General features: G+C 61.4%; 17 protein-coding genes. 8 read left to right on the top strand and 9 right to left on the bottom strand.

Features of this window, described 5'->3' with window-relative positions:
* Nucleotides 1-2 precede the first annotated feature (2 nt).
* A complete protein-coding gene (locus DYL61_RS15690; protein ID WP_135309066.1) occupies nt 3-911 on the bottom strand; it encodes a LysR family transcriptional regulator in 909 nt (302 codons plus the stop codon).
* Nucleotides 912-1,023: 112 nt separating this feature from the next.
* Here DYL61_RS15690 and DYL61_RS15685 point away from each other — a divergent pair, with 112 nt between their 5' ends.
* The 3 genes from DYL61_RS15685 (at nt 1,024) to DYL61_RS15675 (ending at nt 5,521) form a co-directional block, all read left to right on the top strand.
* Nucleotides 1,024-2,214 carry an MFS transporter gene (locus DYL61_RS15685; RefSeq protein WP_135309065.1) on the top strand — a complete coding sequence of 397 codons (1,191 nt, stop codon included), beginning with the start codon at nt 1,024-1,026 and terminating at the stop codon, nt 2,212-2,214.
* Between the two features lie 117 nt (nt 2,215-2,331).
* Nucleotides 2,332-3,183: a CAP domain-containing protein gene (locus DYL61_RS15680; RefSeq protein WP_135309064.1), complete on the top strand. Its 852-nt coding sequence runs from the start codon at nt 2,332-2,334 to the stop codon at nt 3,181-3,183.
* Nucleotides 3,184-3,334: 151 nt separating this feature from the next.
* Nucleotides 3,335-5,521, top strand: coding sequence for a GAF domain-containing protein (locus DYL61_RS15675; RefSeq protein WP_135309063.1), 2,187 nt, complete (start codon nt 3,335-3,337; stop codon nt 5,519-5,521).
* A gap of 3 nt (nt 5,522-5,524) precedes the next feature.
* Here the strand turns inward: DYL61_RS15675 and DYL61_RS15670 are convergent, their stop codons facing one another.
* Genes DYL61_RS15670 through DYL61_RS15655 form a run of 4 tightly spaced genes read right to left on the bottom strand, consistent with a single transcriptional unit; the run spans nt 5,525 to nt 14,362 of the window.
* Nucleotides 5,525-6,691: a GGDEF domain-containing protein gene (locus tag DYL61_RS15670; RefSeq protein WP_135309062.1), complete on the bottom strand. Its 1,167-nt coding sequence runs from the start codon at nt 6,689-6,691 to the stop codon at nt 5,525-5,527.
* Between the two features lie 51 nt (nt 6,692-6,742).
* Complete coding sequence (gene glgB / locus DYL61_RS15665) at nt 6,743-8,980, bottom strand: 1,4-alpha-glucan branching protein GlgB (RefSeq protein WP_135309061.1); 2,238 nt, start codon at nt 8,978-8,980, stop codon at nt 6,743-6,745.
* Complete coding sequence (gene treS, locus DYL61_RS15660; protein WP_135309060.1) at nt 8,977-12,324, bottom strand: maltose alpha-D-glucosyltransferase; 3,348 nt, start codon at nt 12,322-12,324, stop codon at nt 8,977-8,979. The genes glgB and treS overlap by 4 nt, the downstream gene beginning before the upstream one ends.
* A 43-nt stretch (nt 12,325-12,367) precedes the next feature.
* Nucleotides 12,368-14,362, bottom strand: coding sequence for an alpha-1,4-glucan--maltose-1-phosphate maltosyltransferase (locus DYL61_RS15655; RefSeq protein WP_135309059.1), 1,995 nt, complete (start codon nt 14,360-14,362; stop codon nt 12,368-12,370).
* 204 nt (nt 14,363-14,566) lie between these two features.
* On the opposite strand from DYL61_RS15655, the gene DYL61_RS31285 reads away from it, so the two are divergent.
* Nucleotides 14,567-14,743 (top strand): hypothetical protein, encoded by a 177-nt coding sequence (locus DYL61_RS31285; protein WP_167497967.1) that lies wholly within the window; start codon nt 14,567-14,569, stop codon nt 14,741-14,743.
* On the opposite strand, the gene DYL61_RS15650 is transcribed toward DYL61_RS31285, so the two are convergent.
* Nucleotides 14,721-15,215: an MgtC/SapB family protein gene (locus tag DYL61_RS15650; RefSeq protein WP_135309058.1), complete on the bottom strand. Its 495-nt coding sequence runs from the start codon at nt 15,213-15,215 to the stop codon at nt 14,721-14,723. The two genes, DYL61_RS31285 and DYL61_RS15650, sit on opposite strands and share 23 nt — an antisense overlap.
* Nucleotides 15,216-15,351: 136 nt before the next feature.
* On the opposite strand from DYL61_RS15650, the gene DYL61_RS15645 reads away from it, so the two are divergent.
* The 4 genes from DYL61_RS15645 (at nt 15,352) to DYL61_RS15630 (ending at nt 19,312) form a co-directional block, all read left to right on the top strand.
* Nucleotides 15,352-15,591 (top strand): DUF3203 family protein, encoded by a 240-nt coding sequence (locus tag DYL61_RS15645; RefSeq protein WP_135309057.1) that lies wholly within the window; start codon nt 15,352-15,354, stop codon nt 15,589-15,591.
* Between the two features lie 172 nt (nt 15,592-15,763).
* Nucleotides 15,764-17,173 carry a cytochrome c oxidase accessory protein CcoG gene (ccoG, locus tag DYL61_RS15640; protein ID WP_135309056.1) on the top strand — a complete coding sequence of 470 codons (1,410 nt, stop codon included), beginning with the start codon at nt 15,764-15,766 and terminating at the stop codon, nt 17,171-17,173.
* A 171-nt stretch (nt 17,174-17,344) separates the two neighbouring features.
* Nucleotides 17,345-18,754, top strand: a complete 1,410-nt coding sequence (gene mapR / locus DYL61_RS15635; RefSeq protein WP_135309055.1) for a GntR family transcriptional regulator MpaR — start codon at nt 17,345-17,347, stop codon at nt 18,752-18,754.
* A 93-nt stretch (nt 18,755-18,847) separates the two neighbouring features.
* On the top strand, nt 18,848-19,312 hold the full coding sequence (locus DYL61_RS15630) for a hypothetical protein (protein WP_238704567.1): 465 nt from the start codon (nt 18,848-18,850) through the stop codon (nt 19,310-19,312).
* A gap of 12 nt (nt 19,313-19,324) precedes the next feature.
* Here DYL61_RS15630 and DYL61_RS15625 read toward each other — a convergent pair whose 3' ends face one another.
* The 3 genes from DYL61_RS15625 to DYL61_RS15615 all read right to left on the bottom strand — a co-directional run bounded on the left by DYL61_RS15625 (nt 19,325) and on the right by DYL61_RS15615 (nt 23,931).
* Entirely contained in the window at nt 19,325-20,071 is a 747-nt protein-coding gene (locus tag DYL61_RS15625; RefSeq protein ID WP_135309054.1) for an SDR family oxidoreductase, read from the bottom strand.
* Nucleotides 20,072-20,125: 54 nt separating this feature from the next.
* Entirely contained in the window at nt 20,126-22,222 is a 2,097-nt protein-coding gene (locus DYL61_RS15620; RefSeq protein ID WP_135309053.1) for a putative bifunctional diguanylate cyclase/phosphodiesterase, read from the bottom strand.
* A 296-nt stretch (nt 22,223-22,518) separates the two neighbouring features.
* A complete protein-coding gene (locus DYL61_RS15615; RefSeq protein WP_238704568.1) occupies nt 22,519-23,931 on the bottom strand; it encodes an efflux transporter outer membrane subunit in 1,413 nt (470 codons plus the stop codon).
* Nucleotides 23,932-24,067 lie beyond the last annotated feature (136 nt).

The raw sequence follows: 24,067 nt of genomic DNA, 5'->3' as shown, positions 1-24,067 counted from the left end.
CGTCAAGGCAGCGGCGATTGTACCCGTTGCGGCGTGCAGACCTCACGTAAACATCCGCGTAGCCAGCGATGGGCCAGGTCGGCGTCGAGCCTGGGGTGCCAGAGCATCGCCACGGTAAACAGCGGTAACACCAGCGGCAACGCGAAGCTGTACAGGCCCTCGCGTTGGTGGGCGGTGTAGCGCTCGGGCACGCTGGCGATCAGGTCGGTGTCGCGGGCCAGCGCAATGGCCGTCGAGAACCCGGCGACGAGAGTGCCGATCTGCCGCGTGAGGCCCTGGGCTTCGAGGGCAGCGTCGATCTGACCGCGATCCTGGCCACGCCTGGACACGTAGACATGCTGGCCTTGCGCATAACGTTCGGCAGTCATTTCGCCCTGGCTGAGGGGATGGCCGCAACGCACCACGCCGATCAAGCGATCACGGAACAATGCCTGAGTCAGCAATTCTGGGCTCGCCTCGGCGTCGACCACGCCGGTATCCAAGTCGACACTCCCCTCGCGCAACAGCGTGCTGGCCTTATCCGTTTTGTTGACAAACCGCAGGCGCACACCGGGCGCCTCCTGGGCTATACGCGCAAGCAGCGCCGGGCCGAAGTTTTCAACGAACTCTTCGCTGGTGCGCAGGGTGAAAGTGCGTTCGACCTGGGCCAGGTCAACGGACAGAGTGGGCCGTAACACCGCATGAGCCTCCTGCACCAGTCGACTGACCTGCTCCCGTAATGCCATCGCCCGTGGCGTTGGCACCAGGCCGCGACCGGCGCGCACCAGCAACGGGTCACCGGTGGTCTCGCGCAAGCGTGCCAGGGCCCGGCTCATGGCCGAAGGACTCAAGCGCAACCGCTGGGCTGCGCGAGCGACGCTGCCCTCGCTGAGCAAGACGTCCAGGGTGATCAGCAAATTGAGATCGGGCATTGATGCTCCTTGGCAGGCGTTTCACGCAGGTACTCACTGCAAATCGTGCGTCTTCCGCCATGTTAGGCGACGCCGTAGATTTGTGACAGTTGCCTTCACCTCAGGAATTGCCATGCCCTCCTCTTCACGCGGCGCACTTGTGAGCCTGTCCCTGTCCATGTTGCTGGCGTCATTGGGCACCAGTATCGCCAATGTGGGGCTGCCGAGCCTGGCGCAGGCATTTGATGCATCGTTCCATGCGGTGCAATGGGTGGTACTCGCCTATCTGCTGGCGATCACGGCAGTGATCGTAAGTGCAGGCGCCTTGGGCGACCGCCTGGGTCGCCGCCGCTTATTGCTCAGCGGCTTGCTGTTGTTCGCCGTAGCCTGTGGGCTGTGTGGCGTCGCGCCCACGCTGGAATGGCTGGTGAGCGCGCGCATCCTGCAAGGCCTGGGCGCAGCGGTGATGATGTCCATGGCGTTGGCGATGGTCGGCGACACGGTCACCAAGGACCGCACTGGCCGGGTGATGGGCTGGCTGGGCACGATGTCGGCGGTGGGCACCGCCATGGGGCCCAGCGTGGGAGGCGTATTGCTGGGGATGTGGGGTTGGCACGCGTTGTTTCTGGTCGGGATGCCGCTGGGGTTGCTCGCCGCCGTACTCGCCTATCGATATTTGCCGCAGGATCAGGCTCGCACGTCACTGTCCAGTGAACTGGGCATACGCAGCGCCCTGAAAGATGCACCCTTGCGTGCTGGCCTGGCGATGAGTGCGCTGATTGCCGCAGTGATCATGACGACCTTTGTCGTGGGACCTTTTTACCTGTCCCGGGGCCTGGGGCTCGATGCGGCGTGGATGGGCCTGGCCATGGCAGTCGGGCCTTGCGTAGCGGCCATCAGCGGCGTTCCGGCGGGTCATCTCACGGAGCGCTTTGGCAGCCAACGCATGACATTCAGCGGGCTAGGCCTGTTGGGCTGCGGCGCGTTATCCCTGTCATTCGCCTCGGGCTTGTTCACCTACCTATGCGCGCTGGTGATCCTGACCTGCGGTTACAGCCTGTTCCAGGCGGCCAACAACACAGCGGTGATGGGCGATGTCGACCCATCACGCCGAGGAACGGTCTCGGGTTTGCTGAACCTGTCACGGAACCTGGGCCTGATCATCGGCGCCTCGGCCCTCGGCGCGGTGTTCGCCTGGGCCACGCCGGATGTCACCCACGCCTCCCCGCAATCAGTCGCCAATGGCCTGCACGCAACCTTTGCCGTAGCCCTGGGGTTGATCCTGTTGGCGGGCGCAATACGACACACAGGTTTGGCACGTTGAAACCAGCGCCATAAACCCGCTGTATTCACGCACTGAGCAAAAAAGTTCGGACCAACGGGTGCATGGACGCACCTACATCGCGCATCATGGGCACTTTCAAGCTCAAGGGTAACGTCCATGCGCGTGCTGTCATTGATGATGAGCCTGACGACGCTGGCCGCCACTACGGTGTTCTGCGCCAGCGCAATGGCGAATGAAGAAAGTCAGTTGGTACAACAGATCAACGAATACCGCAGCCAGGTACAACGCTGCGGTGACCAGGGTTCCCAGGAACTGCCACCGCTGGCCAGCGATACACGGCTGGTGTTGCCGGCCACCAATGTCGGCGATTTGCAGCAGGCGTTGGCGCGTGCCGCCTACCCGATGGTAAACGTGCAAGCCATCAGCCTGTCGGGGCCCAAGGATGCGCAGGCGGCCATGAAGGCCGTGCGCGAGAGTTTCTGCCGCGTGGTGCTGGACCCGCAATTTGTCGATATCGGCGTGAGCAACAGCGGCCAGGACTGGCGCATCGTGCTCGCCCGCCCGTTGCTGTCCAGCGGATTGGGGGATTGGCAGACCGAAGGCAAGCAACTGCTGAGCCTGATCAACGTCGCTCGTACCCAGCCGCGTCAGTGCGGGACCCAGGCGTTTAACGCGACCACTCCTTTGTCGTGGAACGACGACCTGGCCGGCGCCGCCAATAGCCACACGCGCAATATGGCCAACGGCAACTTCTTCGATCACCTCGACCACGACGGCCGCACGCCGGGCGACCGTGCCGAGCTGGCCGGGTATATCGCGAAAAACATCGGCGAAAACATCGCCGCCGGGCTGGATACACCCCGCCGAGTGGTCGACGGCTGGCTCGCCAGCCCTGGCCATTGCGCCAACCTGATGAACCCGCAATTTCGCGAACTGGGCGCGGCGTATGCCATGGACCCGAAGAGCGATGCCGGGATCTATTGGACGGGAGTTTTCGGCGCGCAATAAGGCACTTTTCGACCTATTCATATGGGTAGACAATCAAATTGCCATCTCATCGGTAATCCCGCTGAACTGCCAGCGGCCTTACCGGTCTGTAGCTTGTTAGCCTGCTCCATCCAGGCTTCAAACAGACCGTGCTGAACAAGGTGTTTTCCCAATGATGAATTGGCTGCAAAGCAGCAGCGACATGGCTGAGCGGGTTCGCCAGCATGATTGGGCCAGCACTCCCCTGGGGCCGTTGGAACACTGGCCCGACGTGCTCAAGACCACCGTCGCACTGTGCTTTGCCTCCAGCTTCCCCCAGGCCATCGTTTGGGGGCCACAGCTGACCATGCTCTACAACGACGCCTTTATTCCGATCCTGGGGGACAAGCCCTACGCATTGGGCCGCTCGTTCAGCGACGTGTGGCACGAGGCCTGGGACCAGATCAGCCCTATCGCCGATGCCGCCTTCGAAGGGCACGCCACCTACATTGAGAATTTCCCGCTCCTGATCGAGCGCGGCGCCGGGCCTGAGCAGGCGTATTTCACCTTTTGCTACAGCCCGATCCGCGACCCTCAGGGCAAGGTCGTCGGCCTGCTGGACACGGTGACAGAAACCACCACCACCGTATTCCTCGCCCGTCGTCTGGCGGTGCTTGATGCCGTCGGCAGCGCCGTGGCCAACGCCACCGACGCCGAAGCCATCATGACCACCACCACGCGCCTGCTGGCCGAACACTTGCAAGTGTCCAATTGTGCCTACGCCGACATGGACGCCGACGAAGACGGCTTCACCATTCGCGGCAACTGGGCGGCGCCAGGCTCGCCGAGCATCGTCGGGCGCTATAGCCTGGCCGCGTTTGGCGCGCGGGCAGTGCGGCAACTGCGTGCCGGCGAGCCGCTGGTGGTGCAGGACAACCGCGTTGAATTTCCTCCGCGAGAGGCGGCCAGCTACCAGGCCCTCGGCGCCTTGGCCACGGTGTGCTTTCCGCTGATCAAAAACGGCAAGCTCACGGCGCTGATGGCGGTGCATCACAAGACCGCACGCACCTGGTCCCCCTACGACCTGGCACTGCTGGGGGAGGTCACCGAACGTTCGTGGGCGCATATTGAGCGGGTGCGTGCCGATGCGGCCGTACGCGAGGGCTTGGCGGCCTACACCGAACTGAATGCGACCCTGGAACAACGGGTGGAAGAACGCACCATCGCCCTCACCCAGGCTGAAGCCGCCCTGCGTCAATCGCAAAAACTGGAAGCCATCGGCCAATTGACCGGCGGTGTCGCCCACGACTTCAACAACCTGCTGACGATCATTCGTTCTTCGGTGGATTTTCTACGCCAACCTGGGCTGTCCGAAGAACGCCGCCAGCGCTACATGGGTGCCGTGTCGGATACCGTCGAGCGCGCCAGCAAGCTCACCAGCCAATTGCTCGCCTTCGCTCGCCGTCAGCCGCTCAACCCGGAAGTCTTTGATGTCGGCCTGCGCGTGAACAATATCGGCGAGATGCTCGAAAGCGTCACTGGCGCGCGTATCCGCGTGCGGGTGCTGTTGCCTGAACGCCCCAGCCATGTGCGCGTCGACTCCAGCCAATTTGAAACAGCGCTGATCAATATCGCCCTCAATGCCCGCGATGCGATGGAGGGCCAGGGCACCCTGACCTTGCATGTCAGCAATGTGCTCGGGCTGCCCAGCATCCGTGGCGATGCCCAGTCGCAGCAGCCGTTTGTCGCCATCTCCCTGGCCGATACCGGCAGTGGGATTACGCGGGATAACGTCGAGCGCATCTTCGAACCGTTCTTCACCACCAAGGCCGTCGGCAAAGGGACCGGCTTGGGACTGTCCCAGGTGTTCGGGTTTGCCAAGCAGTCCGGCGGCAACGTCGATGTGGCCAGCACCCTCGGCCAGGGCACGGTGTTTACCCTGTATCTGCCCCTGGTGGCGGCTGAACCTGCACAACCCTGCTTGGCCCAGGACGATCACGGCCCGGTCCAGGACACGGCCCTGCGCCATATCCTTATCGTCGAAGACAATCTGGAAGTTGGCCGCTTTGCCAATCAGATCCTGCAGGACCTGGGCTACCAGACCACCTGGGCCACGGACGCTGAGCAGGCACTGGCGCTGGCAGGGCCGGATGCCCTGGCATTCGACGGGATTTTCTCGGACGTGGTGATGCCGGGAATGACCGGCGTGGCCATGGTCAAGCTGTTGCGCGAACGGCGCCCGGATTTGCCGGTGGTGCTCACCTCTGGCTACAGCGAAGAGCTGGCCGACAGTGGCTATGAAGGGTTTGAATTCCTCGCCAAGCCCTACTCCGCCGATCAGGTGGCGCGGGCATTGGCCAAGGCCATGCTGCGCGACTGAGCCCTACTCCGCCACCGCCACCTGGTTACGGCCCTGGGCCTTGGCACGGTAGAGCGCTTTGTCGGCGGTATTCATCAGGCCGTGCAGGTCTTGATCCAAGGCGTGGGTAGACGCCACGCCAAGACTGGCGGTCAGCCCATGCACAGGCTCGGCGGCCAGGCCGGAAATCGCCTTGACCAGTTGCTCGGCGATATCCCTCGCGGTTTCCAGCGACGTATTCGGCAGCAACACCGCAAACTCCTCGCCCCCCAGGCGGCCATACACGTCGGCCTGACGAAATGAGGCACTGATCACCCCGCCAATCTGGCGCAACACCTGGTCACCCGCCTGGTGGCCGTAGGTGTCGTTGATTTCCTTGAAGTGATCCATGTCCATCATCAGCGCGCACAACGGCTGCTGGTTATGGCGACACTGGGCGTACAGCACATGGGCATGTTCGAAGAATGCACGGCGGTTCATCAGGCCGGTGAGCTCATCGGTCTGTGCGGCACGGGTAGAGATGTTGTGGGCGCGTTCCATTTGCCGTGTCAGGCGAAAGGCTTTTTCCAGGGCATCGGACAACTTGCGCGTGGCACTGACCACAAAGGAGGAAAACACCAGGACGGCGATGGCCACGCCCACTTGCATCGACGAGGGCTGGAACAGCAGCCACAAGGTGCACGGCAACAGCACCAGGGCCATAGAGCCCAGCGTCATGTAGCGATAAGCCGAATAACACGACACCGCGCTCACCGACATGCCCACGGTAAACAGCATGACCAGGGCTTGGGACAGCCGGTCGTCGGTGGGCATCACCGCCAAAGCGCCAACGCCCCAGATCCCGGCCGACAGCATCAGCGTGATCCAATAGCGCCGCTCCCAGCGGTCCGGGGTACGCTCGTCATGGGGGCAGCGGAACCATTCCATGAACATCTTGAGGCGCAGCAAGGTCGAAATCGCCAGGGCAACCAGCCAGATCAGGATGACCTGATGGTCAAACCGGTCCCAGCACAGCCAGCAGAGCATGACCGCGCCGAGGTAGCTGCCGAAAATCGCCGCAAATGACTGACGAAACAGCTGGTGCAAACGGTCGGTTCGCACCTGCTCTTCGATAAAACAATCCTGGTCCTGCCCACGCCCAAGGCCATTCATGAAAACCGCCTGCTTCGACTGCCACGACAAAGGCGCCATTGTGGCACCCTGCCAGTAGCGCGGACAACAGAATCCAGCACGGTAGAGCCTTTAAAGTGGCCCAGGCCGCAGAATCAGCACGCCCAGCGGCGGCAGATTCAACGACAGCGACACCGGCTGCCCATGGCGCGGCTCATCCTGGGTGAACACCTCACCCCCGTTACCGTAGTTGGAGCCTGCATACAGGTCGGCATCGCTGTTGATGACCTCGCTCCAGCGGCCCGCAAAGGGCACCCCCACCGAATACGCCTCACGGGGCACGGGCGTGAAGTTGGCCACCACCAGCACCGGCTTGCCGTCCTTGCTCCAGCGCAGCCAAGCGTAGACGCTGTTGATCGCATCGTCGCCGATCAGCCACTGGAAGCCCTGGGGCGCGTCGTCCTGCTCGTGCAGGGCCGGCTCTTCGCGGTACAGGCGGTTCAAGTCGCCGACCAACTTCTGCACGCCTTTGTGCTCGGCGTATTGCAACAGATACCAGTCCAGTTGCTGGTCGTGGTTCCACTCGCGCCATTGGCCGAATTCGCAGCCCATGAACAACAGTTTCTTACCCGGGTGCATCCACATGAACGACAGATACGCCCGCAGGTTGGCAAACTTCTGCCAGCGGTCGCCAGGCATCTTGTCGATCAGCGAGTGCTTGCCGTGCACCACTTCATCGTGGGAAATCGGCAGGATAAAACGTTCGGACCAGGCATACACCAGGCCAAAGCTCAGTTCGTTGTGATGATGGGCGCGGTACACCGGGTCTTGCTGGATGTAATGCAGGGAGTCATGCATCCAGCCCATGTTCCATTTGTAATTGAACCCCAGACCGCCCTGCTGGGTAGACTGGCTCACGCCCGGCCAGGCGGTGGATTCCTCGGCGATCACCAGTGCGCCCGGCGCTTCCTGAGCCACCACGTCGTTGAGATGCCGCAGGAAGTCGATGGCCTCCAGGTTCTCACGCCCCCCATGCCGGTTAGGCACCCATTCGCCCGCCTTGCGCGAATAGTCGCGGTAGAGCATCGAGGCCACCGCATCGACGCGCAGGCCGTCGACATGGAAATGTTTAAGCCAGTGCAACGCCGAGGCCAGCATAAAGCCGTGCACTTCGGTGCGCCCCAGGTTGTAGATCAGCGTGTCCCAGTCCTGGTGAAAGCCTTCCAGCGGGTTGGCGTACTCATACAGCGCCGTGCCGTCAAACTGGGCCAGGCCGTGGGTATCGGTAGGAAAATGCGCCGGCACCCAGTCAAGAATCACGCCGATATCGGCCCGATGCAGGGCGTCAACAAAGTAGGCAAAGTCTTCGGGCGAGCCAAACCGCGCCGTGGGCGCAAATTGTGACAGCGCCTGGTATCCCCAAGAGCCGCCAAAGGGGTGCTCCATGATCGGCATCAGCTCGATATGGGTGAAGCCCAATTGCTGCACATACGGGATCAAGCGCTCGGCCAGCTCGCGCCAGTTGTACTGGCGGGCCACTTCGCCTGCCTCGTCCAACTCGGCTTGCCAGGAGCCCACGTGCAGTTCATAGATGGACAGCGGCGCGCTGGTCTTTTGTTTCTCGACCCGCGCCTGCATCCACTCGTGGTCCTGCCACTGCACTTGCAACGGTTCGGCCACCTTGGAAGCGGTATCCGGCGGCAACTGCGTGGCCAGCGCCACGGGGTCAGCTTTAAGCGGCAGGATGCCATTGGCCCCGAGGATCTCGTACTTGTAGGCCGCGCCCGGTTGCAGGCGCGGGATAAAGATCTCCCATACGCCAGACGGATGCCGCAGACGCATCGGATGGCGGCGCCCGTCCCAGATATTGAAATCGCCCACCACCGACACCCGCCGTGCATTCGGCGCCCAGACGGCAAAACGCACGCCCTGCACGCCATCGACGCTGGTCACCTGGGCCCCCAGGCAACTGCCGAGGTCGCGGTGATTGCCTTCGGCAAACAGGTACAGGTCCATTTCCCCTAGCAATAATTGGTTGAAACTGTAGGGATCTTCGGTGATCTGCTCACCGCCGGCCCATTGGATCTTGAGCAGATACGCCTGGCGCTGGGGGAACTGGCCGACAAACAAGCCCGGCACCTGGGTAGCCTCCAGGCTGCCGATCGGTTCGCTGCTGTCGCGGGCCAGCACTTGGACACTCAGAGCCTCTGGCAGAAACGCGCGGATAAACTGGCCGCCCTGCCCGTCCTCATGGGGCCCGAGAATCGAAAACGGATCGTGGTGTTCAGCGCGCACCAGCGCTTCGACATCCCTGGACGCCGGCAATGCGGTCAACTTCGCGTGCAGCGGTTCCTTACTTGTAAAACTCATGACGTTTCCCCACCGCGTGCAGTATTCGTTATAGGTTTCACCCCCCGCAGCAAGCCGTGCAACCCTTGCAAGGGCACCGGCAACCAGCTCGGGCGGTTTTCCGCTTCGTAGGCCACTTCGTACGCGGCCTTCTCCAGGCTGAACAACGTCAGCGCGGCGTCCTGGCCTTTGGCTTCCTGCCAGTCATGCGCCAGTGTAGACGTAGCTGCCTGATAAGCCTGGATAAATGCCTGGCGTGCTTCGTTCAGATAACGGTCGGTCACGCGCTTGCGTGCCTGGCCCGCTTCGGGCGATTGGTCCACTCCGTGCACGTTCAACGCCATCGCCGCTGCGTAGTCGAACGAACGCAACACACCACTCACATCTTTATAGGGGCTGTGCTTGCCGCGCCGTTCGTGCAGCGGGCGCGCCGGCTCGCCTTCAAAGTCGATCAAGTAGGCATCGCCCTTCACCACCAAGACCTGGCCCAGATGCAAATCACCATGGACCCGGATGCGCAATCCGCCAACCGTGGCTTTCGCCAAGGCTTGGACGTGAGCGGTGATGGCTTTTTTCTGCGCCAGCAATTCACTGACCAACGCCTGATCCGCAGGGTTCAACTGGGTTTGATGCAGCTTGAGCAATTGCAGGGCGCGGTCGATCTGCGCGCCCACGTCCTTGGCCCAGGCTTGCGTATCCTTGACCGTGGTGACTTCGGGTTTGAAGTCCTTGTCGGGAGTGTTTGCACCCAGAACCTCATGCATTTCACCCAAGCGTTGGCCCAGCAGACCGGCAAAGTCCTTGAGCTCGCCCAAGGCGTTGTAATGCTGCTCCTGCTCGGACACGACCTCGGCCAGCTCATCGCGAATCGCCCGCTCCAGGCTGTTTTGCGTCCAGGCCCAAGCGTCGCCCTGATTGCTCAGGTAGCCCTGGGCGATCATCAGCAGATTGTCTTGCCCGGCGCCGTCGCGACGCATCACCGAGCCCAGCAGTGGCGAGATATTCGGGTAACCGGCGGCGGTCAGGTAGGCACTCATTTCCAGCTCCGGGTGGACCCCGCTGGCGACTTTGCGAATCAGCTTGAGCACCAGGCTTTCGCCCACCACCACCGAACTGTTGGATTGTTCGGCCGACAGGTAACGCACTTCGCAATCGTCGGTCAGTTGCAACGGGGCAAGGTGCGCCGTGGACTCAAAGCGCAGGTCGCCCTCACCGGTCGGCAACAGCGTGCCGGCCTGCAACCCCTGGATGACGGCGCGGATAAAGGGCTCAAGGCTGAACGCATCCGTCACCAAGCCCACCTGGCGCACGCGCCTTACCCGCGCCAGGGCCAGTTGTTGCGGCAAGGCGCTGGTGAACTGGTCTTCGCCGAGGAACCCCAAAGGCAGCTGATAGCGACTGACCTGACCGCCACTGTTCACGTCGATCTCACTGAGCAACACCGGATGCTGCGGGTCACCGAAGCGCACGCCGTAGGCGATATGCACGCTGTCGATGGCCGCATCCTTACCGGCAAACCAGCGCCGTTTCGGCAGCCAGGCCGGCAGCGAGGTCTGCTCGAGCGTGGTGCGGCTGGGCTCCTCCAACAGCTCTTCCATGCGTTTTTTCAAGACCAATGTGGTGAAGTCCGGCATGCTTTGCGCCGGTTCCACATGCCAGCTGGGCATCTGGTTTTCGGCCGCCAGCACAAACCAATAGAAACCGTAGGGTGCCAGGGTCAGCAGGAAATTCAGCTGGCCGATAGGCGGAAACGCGTTACCGCCGAGCATCTCCACCGGGACCATGCCAGCAAATGCCGACAGGTCCAACTCAGCCGCCTGGGCACTGCGAGACACGTTGGCCACACACAGGATAATCTCGCTACGCCCGTCTTCGGCGGTGAACTCCCGTGTATACGCCAGAATGCGCCGGTTGCTCGGCGAGAGCATTTTCAGGCTGCCCCGGCCAAATGCCTTGGACTGCTTGCGCACCGCCAGCATGCGCCGGGTCCAGTTCAGTAACGAATGAGGGTCTTGCGTCTGGGTCTCGACGTTGACCGATTGATAGCCATACAGCGGGTCCATGATCGGCGGCAGCACCAGGCTGGCCGGGTCGGCGCGGGAGAAACCGCCGTTACGGTCGATGGACCATTGCATCGGCGTGCGCACACCGTCGCGGTCGCCGAGGTAGATATTGTCGCCCATGCCGATTTCATCGCCGTAATACAGGGTCGGCGTGCCGGGCATCGACAGCAGCAGGCTATTGAGCAGTTCCACACGGCGGCGGTCACGCTCCATCAACGGCGCGAGACGGCGACGAATGCCCAGGTTGATACGGGCGCGGCGGTCGGCGGCGTAGTAATTCCACAGGTAGTCGCGTTCTTTGTCGGTGACCATTTCCAGGGTCAATTCATCGTGGTTGCGCAGGAAGATCGCCCACTGGCAATTGGCCGGAATCTCCGGGGTCTGGCGCAGAATGTCGGTGATGGGAAAGCGATCTTCCTGGGCCAGCGCCATGTACATGCGCGGCATCAGCGGGAAGTGAAAGGCCATATGGCATTCGTCACCGTCATCGCCCTTTTTGTCGCCGAAGTAGAGCTGGGTGTCCTCCGGCCACTGATTGGCTTCGGCCAGCAGCATGCGGTCGGGGTAATGGGCGTCGATTTCGGCGCGGATCTGCTTGAGTACGTCGTGGGTTTCCGGGAGGTTTTCGTTGTTGGTGCCGTCGCGCTCGATCAGATACGGGATGGCATCCAGGCGCAGGCCGTCGATGCCCATGTCCAGCCAATAGCGCATCACCCCCAGCACGGCCTTCATCACTTGCAGGTTGTCGAAGTTGAGGTCGGGCTGGTGGGAATAGAAGCGGTGCCAGAAGTACTGGCCGGCGACCGGGTCCCAGGTCCAGTTGGATTTTTCGGTGTCCAGGAAAATGATGCGGGTGCCGTCGTACTTTTGGTCGTCATCGGACCACACATAAAAATCTCGCGCCGCCGAACCAGGCTTGGCCTTGCGGGCACGCTGGAACCACGGGTGCTGGTCGGAGGTGTGGTTGATCACCAGCTCCGTGATCACCCGCAACCCGCGTTTATGGGCCTCGGCGATAAAGCGCTTGGCGTCGGCCATGGTGCCGTAGTCGCTGTGTACGCCACGGTACTCGGCGATGTCGTAGCCATCGTCACGGCGGGGCGAGGGGTAGAACGGCAATAGCCAGATGGTGTTCACGCCGAGGTCGGCGATGTAGTCGAGCTTGGCGATCAGGCCGGGAAAGTCGCCGATGCCGTCGTTATTGGAGTCGAAATAGGATTTGACGTGAACCTGATAGATCACCGCGTCCTTGTACCAGAGCGGGTCTTTGATGAAGGTGGCCGGGGTGGGTTTCTTCGCCATTGGAAACTCCTGATAACACTTAAATATTGCAGACCGGATGCCGTCAGGCTTGGGAATGGGTAATCCGCCAAATACCAAACGGCGTATGGGGCTCCAACCGCATCCATTGGGTCTTGCCATACCAGGTCCAGCGATGGCCATTCATCAAGTCTTCACCCTGGGTCTGCGCATCATCCGGCAGGCCCAGCTCCCACAACGGCAACTCGAAATTCGCTTCCTGGGCGTTGTAGGGGTCCAGGCTCACGGCGACGAGGATAAAGTTGCTGCCATCCTCGCTGCGCTTGCCGAAATAAAGGATGTTGTCGTTCCACACGTTGTAGAGCTTTAGGCCCAAGTGCGTCTGCAACGCCGGGTTTTGCCGGCGGATGCGGTTGAGTTGGGCGATCTCAGCGATGATGTTGCCCGGCGCAGTGAAGTCACGGACGCGGATCTGGTATTTCTCCGAGTCCAGGTATTCCTCTTTGCCCGGCACCGGCGCGGCTTCGCACAGTTCATAACCGGAGTACATGCCCCATAGGCCCGAGCCCATGGTGGCCAGCGCGGCACGGATCAGGAAGCCGGGGCGGCCGGATTCGTGCAGGAAGCCCGGGTTGATATCCGGCGTGTTGACGAAAAAGTTCGGCCGGAAACATTCGCGCAACGGCGATTCGTTCAACTGGGTGAAATACTCACTCAACTCGGCCTTGGTATTGCGCCAGGTGAAGTAGGTGTAGCTCTGGGAATACCCGACCTTGCCCAGCCGCGCCATCATCGCTGGGGTGGTGAAGGCCTCGGCGAGGAAGATCACCTCGGGGTACTTGGCGCGCACATCGCTGATCAGCCATTGCCAGAACGGCAGCGGCTTGGTGTGGGGGTTGTCGACGCGAAAGGTCTTCACGCCCTCTTCCACCCAGCCCACCACAATGTCACGCAGCTCGGTCCACAGGCTGGGAATCGCATCGGCGGCATAGAAGTCGACGTTGACGATGTCCTGGTATTTCTTCGGCGGGTTTTCCGCGTATTTGATCGTGCCGTCCGGGCGCCAGTTGAACCAGCCAGGATGCTGTTTGAGCCACGGGTGGTCCTGGGAGCATTGGATGGCGAAGTCCAGGGCGATTTCCAGACCGTGGTCGGCGGCGGCCTGGACCAAGCGGCGGAAGTCATCGCGGCTGCCCAGTTGCGGATGAATCGCCTCATGGCCGCCGTCTTCGCTGCCGATGGCATAAGGACTGCCCGGATCATTGGGACCGGCAGTCAGAGAATTATTGGGACCTTTGCGGTGGCTGCGGCCAATGGGATGAATCGGCGGGAAATACAGCACATCGAAGCCCATGTCATGGATCATCGACAAGCGCGAGTGCACGTCATTGAACGTACCGTGGCGCGCGGGATCGTCGGTGATCGAGCGCGGGAACAGCTCGTACCAACTGGCAAACAACGCGGCAGGCCGCTCCACATCAATGGGGTATACGGTACTGATGCTCAGGTAGGCGCGGTGATCGGCCTGGGTCATCAGGTGTGCACTGTCTTCGTGCAAAAACAGCGCGACCTGTTCGGTTTCCAGCAGGCCGGAAAGTTCATGATGCAGCAGCATCAGGCGGTCGCGCAGCTCGTTGTCGCTACGTTCGGCGGCCTGCAGCACCAGGCTGCGGCCTTCTTGCAATTCCAGGCTGACCGGCACTCCGGCCTCGTGCTTCTTGCGCAGCTCGTAGCAGAAACTGGCGAAGGTATCGATCCAGGCTTCGATGCAAAATTCGTGGGGGCCTTGGTCGGCCACCGTAAAGGCGCCCTCCCAGCCATTGTTGCCCACGTCGGTCATCACCACGCTGTGCCAGCTTTCATCTGCCAGGGCACGCCAGCGCACCAATACGGCAAGCTTGTCGTGGCCGTCGGCGAACACTTTGCTGGTGACATTGACGCGCTGGCCTACCACGGCTTTGGCGGCGAACTCACCGCCGTCGATCACGGGGGTGGTGCTTTCAATCGCAATCCTGGGCAACAACAGCGCCTGGGACAGCGGTAGCACGGGTTCATGTGGAGTCAGTGTTTCAGCAGTCATCGAGCATCTTCCCCTTACGCCCTGTGGACGCTCTTTGCTTGATCCGAATTCTGATACGGCGCCGCTCTCCCTGAGCAGGGCCGTCATAGGTCCGAGCCCGGGCTCTCGCGAAAAGTTCAGGTGGATATACCGCCATTGGGCGGGGAATCAATTCGCCCCGGCGGCTGTCCACCGATAGAGCAAAGCACAAAGGAGGCCACACCGATGAATATCCCGATTCCGGCAGAAACCCCAGACCCGAATATCGATAAACCGACCCTGCCGCCCACTGAGCCCGAGCCGATTCCGGAGAAAGAACCGCCGGAAACCGATCCGCCGGTGGTGGAGGAACCGCCCACGACCATGCCCCCGGTGATCGTCAGTCCTTCTCAAAACGTTTGACGATCATCGGCATCACCCTGAACACCGCGAGGGCCAACAAGGTACTGAGCACGGCGGTTGACTCACGGCCCATGCCCGCCGCTACCCCAATGGCGGCGGTCATCCACAGGCCCGCGGCAGTGGTCAGGCCCTTGACGTGCTGGCCCTCCTCGTCCTCCTTGCCCTTGAGAATGGTGCCGGCGCCCAAAAAACCGATCCCGGCGATCACCCCTTGCAGCACCCGGCTCATGGCGTCCGCCTGACTGCCGGACATCTGCGGCACCAGCACAAACAACGCAGCGCCCAGTGCCACCAGCATATGGGTACGCACGCCCGCCGCCTTGCCCTTGCTCTCGCGCTCGAACCCGAGAATGCCACCCAGCACGGCAGCTATGAGCAAACGCACGGTGATCTGGGTGAGTTGCCTGGCATCGCCGATATCGGCGAACTCGGCTTGCAGGGTTTGCCACACTTCTTGCCACCAAGCGTCCATGGGAAACCGTCCTTTGTTAGGTCCATACAGTTAGGTCCATAGAGGATGGACAGCAACGACCGCCAGTCAGTTGCCTGGAACACTTGGCGCGGATCGGAAACCTAATCTTTACCAGCCCAAGAAAAAGGAGACCGACATGCCAGTACGTATTGAAAACCAGACGTGCTACTTCAAGGTCAACGAGCAAGGCCAGGAACAAAGCCTGCCGGCACCGGCGGTTACGGTGAATACCGATATTCCCAAGTCCATGTCCTACGTCGACCTGGACGGTGACCGGCTGTATATCACCGAGCAGGAAGCCGACGCCCTCACCGTCGCCGGTGCGGTCGATGGCCGTCAGCACAAGAAGGTCACCGAGCCTGGTTCGGCGATTTGATTGATCTGTATCAGCACCGCGTTCGTAAAGGCCGCACCCCTGGCAGAAAGGGGTGCAGCCTATTGTCGCAGGTCTATCTGATCCGCTTTTTATCGCCATAGCTGAGTCTGTTATGCAAACAGACGAGTGCGCATAGTTCATTGGCCTGATGGAGGCTGATGAGCGAACGACCATGAGCGAACGAATCCCAACCGTGGAAACCTTTGTGCCGATACACCCAAAGAAGGTGAAGGCCAAATCCAGCGACAACCTGATCCATACCCGCAGCTTCACCGGCCTCTACCGCACCTTGCGCGTGGCCGGCGCAGGCTTTTTGTTCCTGGCCTTTTTCGGCACCGTGTGGCTGAACTGGGGCGGCCGCCAGGCGGTGCTCTGGGACCTGGCTGAAAGCAAATTCCACGTATTTGGCGCGACGTTCTGGCCGCAGGACTTCATTCTGTTATCGGCCCTGTTGATCATCTGCGCCTTTGGCCTGTTTGCGATCACCGTGTTCGCTGGCCGCGTCTGGTGTGGCTACACCTGCCCGCAAAGCTCATTCACCTGGCTGTTCATGTGGTGCGAAAAGGTCACCGAAGGCGAACGCAACCAACGCATCAAGCTGCACGCCGCACCGTGGAGCCTGAACAAACTGGCGCGGCGCTCGGCCAAGCACACCCTATGGCTGGGTATCAGCGTGCTGACCGGGCTGACCTTTGTCGGCTACTTCACCCCTATCCGCCCGCTGGCCGCTGAACTGCTGACCTGGCAACTGGGCGGCGTCAGCCTGTTCTGGGTGTTGTTCTTCACCGCAGCCACTTACATCAACGCTGGCTGGCTGCGTGAAGCGGTGTGCATGCATATGTGTCCATATGCGCGGTTCCAGAGCGTGATGTTCGACAAGGACACCCTGACCATTTCCTATGACCCGGCCCGAGGCGAAAACCGTGGCCCACGCAAACGTGACGTCAAACCTGCCGAGATCGGCCTGGGTGACTGCATCGACTGCCAGCTGTGCGTGCAGGTGTGCCCCACCGGCATCGACATCCGCGACGGCCTGCAAATGGAATGCATCGGGTGTGCCGCGTGCATCGACGCCTGTGATTCGATCATGGACAAGATGGGGTATGCCCGAGGCCTGGTGAGCTATACCAGCGAACATCAACTGCAAGGCGGCAAGACTCACCTGCTACGACCGCGCCTGATCGGCTACAGTGCGGTGCTGCTGGCGATGATTGCGGCGTTGGTGGTGGCATTGGTGCAACGGCCGATGGTGTCGCTGGATGTGACCAAGGACCGCGGCATGTTCCGTGAGAATGCCCTCGGCCAGATCGAGAACATCTACAGCCTCAAGGTCATCAACAAGACCCAGCAACGCCAGGATTACCGTGTGGAATTGGTGGATGCGGACGGCTTCCAACTGCAAGGCAAGACTGAGATCAGCCTGGCGCCGGGGGAAATCAGCGATATGCCGGTGTCGGTGGCACTGCTGGCGGATAAACCGGCGAGCAGTTCGCAGACCTTGCGTTTCAAAGTGACGGATGTGGATGAGCCGTGGGTCTACAGCGTTTCCGACAGCCGCTTTGTGGCGCCGCTGAATCGCTGAAGCTTCCCAGACAATGGAGATCACATGTGGGAGGGAGCTTGCTCCCGATGGCGGTGGATCAGTTACAGCTTCATTGGCTGACACACTGCAATCGGGGGCAAGCCGAATCGTCGCACCGCCCCTCCCACATTTCGGTTCGTGTACATTCTGAAAATTTTGTTTAAGGCCACCATGAAACGCTACGAAAAATTCGCCGACGACATCGCAGAACTGATCCGCTCCGGCGTCCTCGGCCCCGGCCAGCGCGTGCCCTCAGTGCGCTACGCCAGCCAGACCTACGGCGTCAGTCCGTCCACGGTGTTCCAGGCCTATTACCTGCTGGAGCGCCGCGGCCTGATCCGCGCACGCCCGCGTTCCGGCTACTTCGTCAACACCCACGCGCCCAGCCCGTTTTCCGAGCCGGTGGTGAGTGAGCAGGTGCACGAATCCACCGAAGTGGACGTCAGCGAACTGGTGTTCTCGGTCCTCGATTCCATCAAAGACCCGAACACCGTGCCCTTCGGTTCGGCATTCCCCAGCCCCACGCTGTTCCCGCTGCCGCGCCTGGCCCGCTCCCTGGCCAGCGCCGGCCGTGAGATGGACCCGCGCATGGTGGTCACCGACATGTCGCCGGGCAACCCGCAACTGCGCCGCCAGATTGCGCTGCGTTACATGGTCAGTGGCCTGATGCTGCCGATGGAAGAGCTGCTGATCACCAATGGCGCCCTCGAAGCCCTCAACCTGTGCCTGCAAGCCGTCACCGAACCCGGCGACCTGGTGGCCATCGAAGCCCCGGCGTTCTATGCCTGCCTGCAAGTATTGGAGCGCTTGAAACTCAAGGCCGTGGAAATTCCTGTGCACCCGCGCGACGGCATCGACCTCGGCGCGCTCGCGCAAACCCTGGAGCGCTACCCGATCAAGGCCTGCTGGACCATGACCAGTTTCCAGAACCCCATGGGCGCAACCTTGCCAGAGGCGAAAAAACAGGCTTTGGTGGAATTGCTGCGCAGCCATCAAGTGCCCTTGATCGAAGACGATGTCTACGCCGAGTTGTACTACGGCCAACATGCGCCCAAACCGGCCAAGGCGTTCGATACCGAAGGCCTGGTGATGCATTGCGGCTCGTTCGCCAAGAGCCTGGCCCCCGGCTACCGCGTGGGCTGGGTAGCCGCCGGGCGTTTTGCGCAGAAGGTCGAACGGTTAAAGCTGATGACTTCGCTGTGCCCGTCGATGCCGGCCCAGGCGGCGATTGCCGACTACCTGCAACACGGCGGTTATGACCGACACCTGCGCAAATTGCGTTATGCGCTGGAGGAACAACAAAGCGCCATGCTGGCGGCGATTGCGCGTTACTTTCCCGCGCAAACGCGGGTCAGCCAGCCTGCGGGTGGCTACTTCCTGTGGCTGGAATTGCCGGAGCAGACCGACTCGCTGAAATTGTTCCAGATGGCGCTGGCGCAAGGCATCAGCATTGCGCCGGGGCCGATTTTTTCGGCGACCCGGCGGTTCAGGAACTGTATTCGCTTGAACTATGGCAGCCCGTGGACTGAGGTGTCGGAGAAGGCGATGGAGACGTTGGGGCGGATTGTGCGGTCGTTTTAAGCTGGAACCATCCCAAAGGATGAACCACATAAGGGAGCGCACACTTCCCATATCAATGGATGCGCTTTCAGAAACTCATCTTGGAGGTTTCACATGATTTCTTCCCCACCCGCCGGCCTGACGCCGCTGCCGACTCCCCCCCACTACATGCGCAAGGCTGAACAGGACCAGATTCGCGAGATGACGGGCCCCCAAGGACGCCCTGCCGGAGACCATCGTTCTGCTGAACGGATCATCGAGCAAAGCCCGGTACTCAAGTATTTCTTGGAGAACCGCGATAATTATCACTTGCTCGACGATTTGAAGAGGCAAGTTGGCGATTGGACCGAAGCCAACCCGGTCCTGGAGGCCAGGGCCAATGCGGCTTACGACCTAGACAAGGTGCTACGGTTCATCGACAACGTGGACCCGCGCACCTTGAACGGCAGTCACTGCCGCAATGGTAAAATCGACGGCTTCTCAAACGACGGCTACAGCACCCTGGATAACTCGGAAGCCAGCCTGTTAAAGGCATTCTCCTACAAAGGTTATGAAGTGCTGCGCCATCTACCGACTTGATAATGGCGTCGCCTAACGACCGCCCCCCAAATCCAAGAATGTCCCCGTGGCATACGAGGCCTTATCCGACAACAACCAGACAATCGCCTCTGCCACTTCATCCGGGCGCCCGCCACGGGCCATGGGGATGCCGGATTCCAGCTTGCTGACCCGGTCAGGATCGCCGCTCAAGGCATGGAAGTCCGTGAAAATATAGCCGGGGCGCACCGCATTGACGCGAATCCCCTCACCCGCCACTTCTTTCGAAAGACCCAGGGTGAAGGTATCCAGCGCCCCTTTGGACGCCGCATAGTCAACATACTCACCCGGCGACCCCAACCGTGCCGCCACCGATGACACATTGACGATGCTGCCGCCCTGCCCGCCATGCTTGGGCGACATGCGCAGCACCGCATGCTTGGCACACAGGATCGGCCCCAGTACGTTGGTCTTCATGATCTTGAGAATGCGGAACTCGGACATCTCGTCCACCCGCGACTTATGCCCCACGGTGCCGGCGTTATTGACCAGCGCGGTCACGCGCCCCAACTCCGCGTCGACGCGGTTGAACAGGCCAATCACTTCATCTTCGATGCTTACGTCCGCACGCACGGCGATGGCCTGTGCACCCAACGCGCGGACCTTCTCAAGCACGCTCAGGGCGGCGGCTTCGTCAGACTGGTAATTGATGCAGACACGATAGCCCTGGCGGGCGGCCAGCAATGCCGTCTCGGCGCCAATCCCACGACTGCCCCCGGTGATGATGACGACTTTGTCCATGCGTACGCTCTCCTGATTCAACCTGATGTGTATGGCTGGGCCCAAGAATAGCCGTCATGCACGGCTTTTGTCAGGCGTGACGGCTTCTTCGGCGCGTTGGATATCCGCCATGAAATTGTCTGCCGGCAGCGGATGGCCCAGCAGGTAACCCTGCAGCGAGTTGCAGCCCAGCCGCGTGAGGAAGTTCTGCTGCACGTCGGTCTCCACACCCTCTGCGACGATGCGCAGGCCCAACGCCTGACCGAGGGCGACGATGGCCGAAACGATGGCAGCGTCGTCGCTGTCGTGTTCCAGGTCGCGCACAAACCCGCGGTCGATCTTCAACTCATTGGCCGGCAGGCGCTTGAGGTACATCAAGCTGGAGTAACCGGTGCCAAAGTCATCGATGGACAGATCGACACCCATGTCCGACAACTGTTGCAACACCGTCATGCTCGCATCGGCATCGCTCATGGCAGTGGTTTCGGTGATTTCCAGGGTCAGGTTGTTGGCCGGCAACTGGTGACACTCCAGGGCCTTGGCCACACTGTTGACCAACCCGGCGTGGCAAAACTGCAACGCCGACAGGTTCACCGCAATGCGCCAATCTTCATAGCCTTGGGCGTACCAGAGCGCCATCTGGCGGCAGGCTTCATTGAGTACCCAGTCGCCGATGGCAATGATCAGTCCGGTCTTTTCCGCCAGCTCGATAAACGTAGCCGGCAGCAACAGGCCTTGTTGCGGATGCTCCCAACGCAGTAGCGCTTCGGCGCCAACCGGAATGCCACTGACCGCGTCGAACTTGGGCTGGTAATACAGGCGAAATTGTTGGTACTCGATGGCATTGCGCAGATCCTGCAACAGTTGCAGTTGTTTACGCGCATTGGTGTTCATCGACACATCGAAGAAGCTGTAGCCGTTCTTGCCCATGCCTTTGGCGTGGTACATCGCCGCATCGGCGTTCATCAGCAGTTCATCAGGGTTACCACCGTTGCCGGGGAACATGGCGATGCCGACGCTGGCAGAAATCTTCAGCTCATGCTCGGCCACCTTGAACGCGCGGTCGATCAAGCCGACCTGGCGCTCGGCCAAGCGCAGCGCATCGTCTGGCTGGGTCAGTTGCACCAGCAATACAAACTCGTCGCCGCCTATGCGTGAGAGGGTGTCCTGGCTGCGCAGGTCTTCGCGCAGGCGCAGGCCGACTTCCCGCAACAACTGGTCACCCATGTGATGGCCAAACGCATCATTGACCGGCTTGAAGCCGTCCAGGTCGATAAACATCAGGGCGAAGCAACCGCCCTTCTCTCTCACCGTCTGTATGGACTGCTGGATGCGGTCGGCGAGCAACGTGCGGTTGGGCAGGCCAGTGAGCATGTCGTGCAGGGCGAGATGAGTCAGCTCCTGGTTAGCCAATGACAACGAGTCCGCGAGCACAGCCGTGCGTGCTTCCAGGCGCGCGTCGAGCAGCGAGGTGAGCAACGCGATGGCTAGCACTGCGAGGCTGGTGACCACCACCAGGTTGTCCAGGCCTTTACCGCTCAAGCCGGACAACGCAGCACCACAAAAACTCTCGTCGGCGAACTGCGCGGCGGCCATGCCGGTGTAATGCATACCGACGATGGCAAAGCCCATGATCACCGCGGCGCCGCCCCGCATCAGGCGCACGTACGGCGTGTTGCGTCGCAGGTTGTAGGCGATCCACAGCGCCGCGCCGGAGGCGGCAACGGCGATCAGTAATGAGACGCCAAACAAGGTCGGGTCATAGTCGATGCCTGGGGTCATGCGCATCGCAGCCATGCCGGTGTAGTGCATGGCCGCGATACCCGCGCCCATCACCAGTGCGCCAAATGCCAACTGCCAAGCGGGCAAGCGTGGCTGGCTGATCAGCCACAACGCAAAGCCGCTGGACAACATGGCGATCAGCAACGACAACGCGGTAATGCCCACGTCGAAGCCCAACGCAAACGGCAAACGCAGCGCCAGCATGCCGATAAAATGCATGGACCACACGCCAATGCCCATGGCGATGGCACCGCCGGCCATCCACAAATAAACAGCGCGGCCCTTGGCCGTTGCGATACGACCGGACAGGTCCAGCGCGGTATAGGAAGCCAGGATCGCGACGAACAGCGAGATCACAACCAGGGAGGGAGAATAGCTACCGATCAGCATGGGACTTCTCAAGACTGACGGGCCTGAAAGGCCCGTGCCAGGTGGCAAAGCGGCCGATTGTAGCGAGAATAATTCTTGTACAGTTGAATTATTAGCGTATAGCCATCACTGTCTTTTTGACGTCAAACCAATGGCTCAAAAACACCACAGATTCAGGACACAATTAGGTTCAAATGTGGGAGGGGGCTTGCCCCCGATAGCAGGGTGTCAGTCAGCACATGTATTAGCTGACCCACCGCTATCGGGGGCAAGCCCCCTCCCACATTGGATCTCCCCCATTGCATCTGGATTCGGTTCTAATCTTTGTCGCTGATCGGGGTTTGCCCATCCCAACCGCCACCCAGCGCGGCAATCAACTGCACACTGGCCACCAACCGCGTCTGCAACAACGTCAATACGGTGCGCTCATTGCTTAACGCCGTGGCCTGCACCGTCACCACATCCAGATACGCAATCAACCCCGCCTTGTACTGGTTCTCGGTAAGGCGCAGCGATTCGCGCGCCGCGTCCAGCGCTTCATTGCTGACCACCGCTTCGTCTTCCAGCACTTTCAACTGCACCATGTAGTTTTCCACTTCACGGAAACCATCCAGCACGGTCTGCCGGTACTTGGCCACGGTTTCGTCATAGCTGGCGATGCTGCGGTCGACTTCGGCCGAGCGCTGGCCGCCGTCGAACAGGGTCATGGCGACTTTGGGTCCCACCGACCAGAAGCGGTTCGGCAGGCTGATCCAGTCGGCGTAGGTGCTGCTGGAGTAACCACCGGCCAGGCTCAAGGTCAGGTCCGGGTAGTAGGCAGCCTTGGCCACGCCGATATTGGCGTTGGCGGCAATCACCGAGCGTTCGGCCGAAGCGATGTCCGGGCGACGTTCCAGCAGTTGCGACGGCACGCTGAGCGGAATCTGCGGCAGCGCCGGAATGTCCTTGCTGACCGCCAGGTTGAAGTTGGCCGGTGCTTCGCCGATCAATACCGCGATGGCGTTTTCCAGCTGGGCGCGCTGCCAGATCAAGTCGATCAGGCTGGCCTGGGTGCTCTTGAGCTGGGTTTGCGCCTGGGCGATGGCGTCCTTGCCGGACACACCGGCGCGGTATTGATTTTCGGTCATGGTCAGCGAGCGCTGGTAAGCGTCGACGGTGGCTTGCAGCAGACGGGTCTGTTCATCCATGACGCGCAGTTGCAGGTAGTCTTGCACCAGTTCCGATTGCTGGCTCAAGCGCATCGCCGCCAGGTCCGCCGAGCTGGCTTCGGCCGTGGCTTCGTTGGCTTCCAGGCCACGGCGCAACTTGCCCCAGACATCCGCCTCCCAACTCACGCCCAACTGCGTGTTGAGGGTATCGCGGATACCGCTGCTGGAGCTGCTCAAGCTGGCGTTGCTGCTACCGGTGCCTTGGCTGGCGCGGGTCTTGCCGGCACTCAGGTCCACGGTGGGGAAGAATGCACCGCGTGCGCTGCGTACCTGCGCCTGGGCCTGGCGAAAGCGCGCTTCGGCCTGGGCCACGGTCTGGTTGGCGTTGTTCAGGCGCGTCACCAGGTCATTGAGCTGACGGTCGCCGTATAGCTCCCACCAGGCACCACGGGCCAGAGAGTCGCTTGGAGTGGCTTGGCGCCAGCCCTGGGCCTCTTTGAATTGCACCGGTTCGGTGATCTCCGGGCGCTTGTAGTCGGGGCCGATGGCGCAGGCGCTGAGCAGCGCGCCACAAATGACCATTGCCAAAAGCTTTATGCCTTTGTGGCGAGGGAGCTTGCTCCCGCTGGAGTGCGAAGCGCTCCCAAGCTTTTTTGGGGCCGCTTCGCAGCCCAGCGGGAGCAAGCTCCCTCGCCACAGTAAACCGGCGCCGGCGGAG

Origin of the sequence: Pseudomonas nabeulensis (assembly GCF_004682045.1) — a bacterium.
GTDB lineage: Bacteria > Pseudomonadota > Gammaproteobacteria > Pseudomonadales > Pseudomonadaceae > Aquipseudomonas > Aquipseudomonas nabeulensis.
Note: the sequence above shows the minus strand (reverse complement) of the source record. Positions and strands in the feature narration are given on the sequence as shown.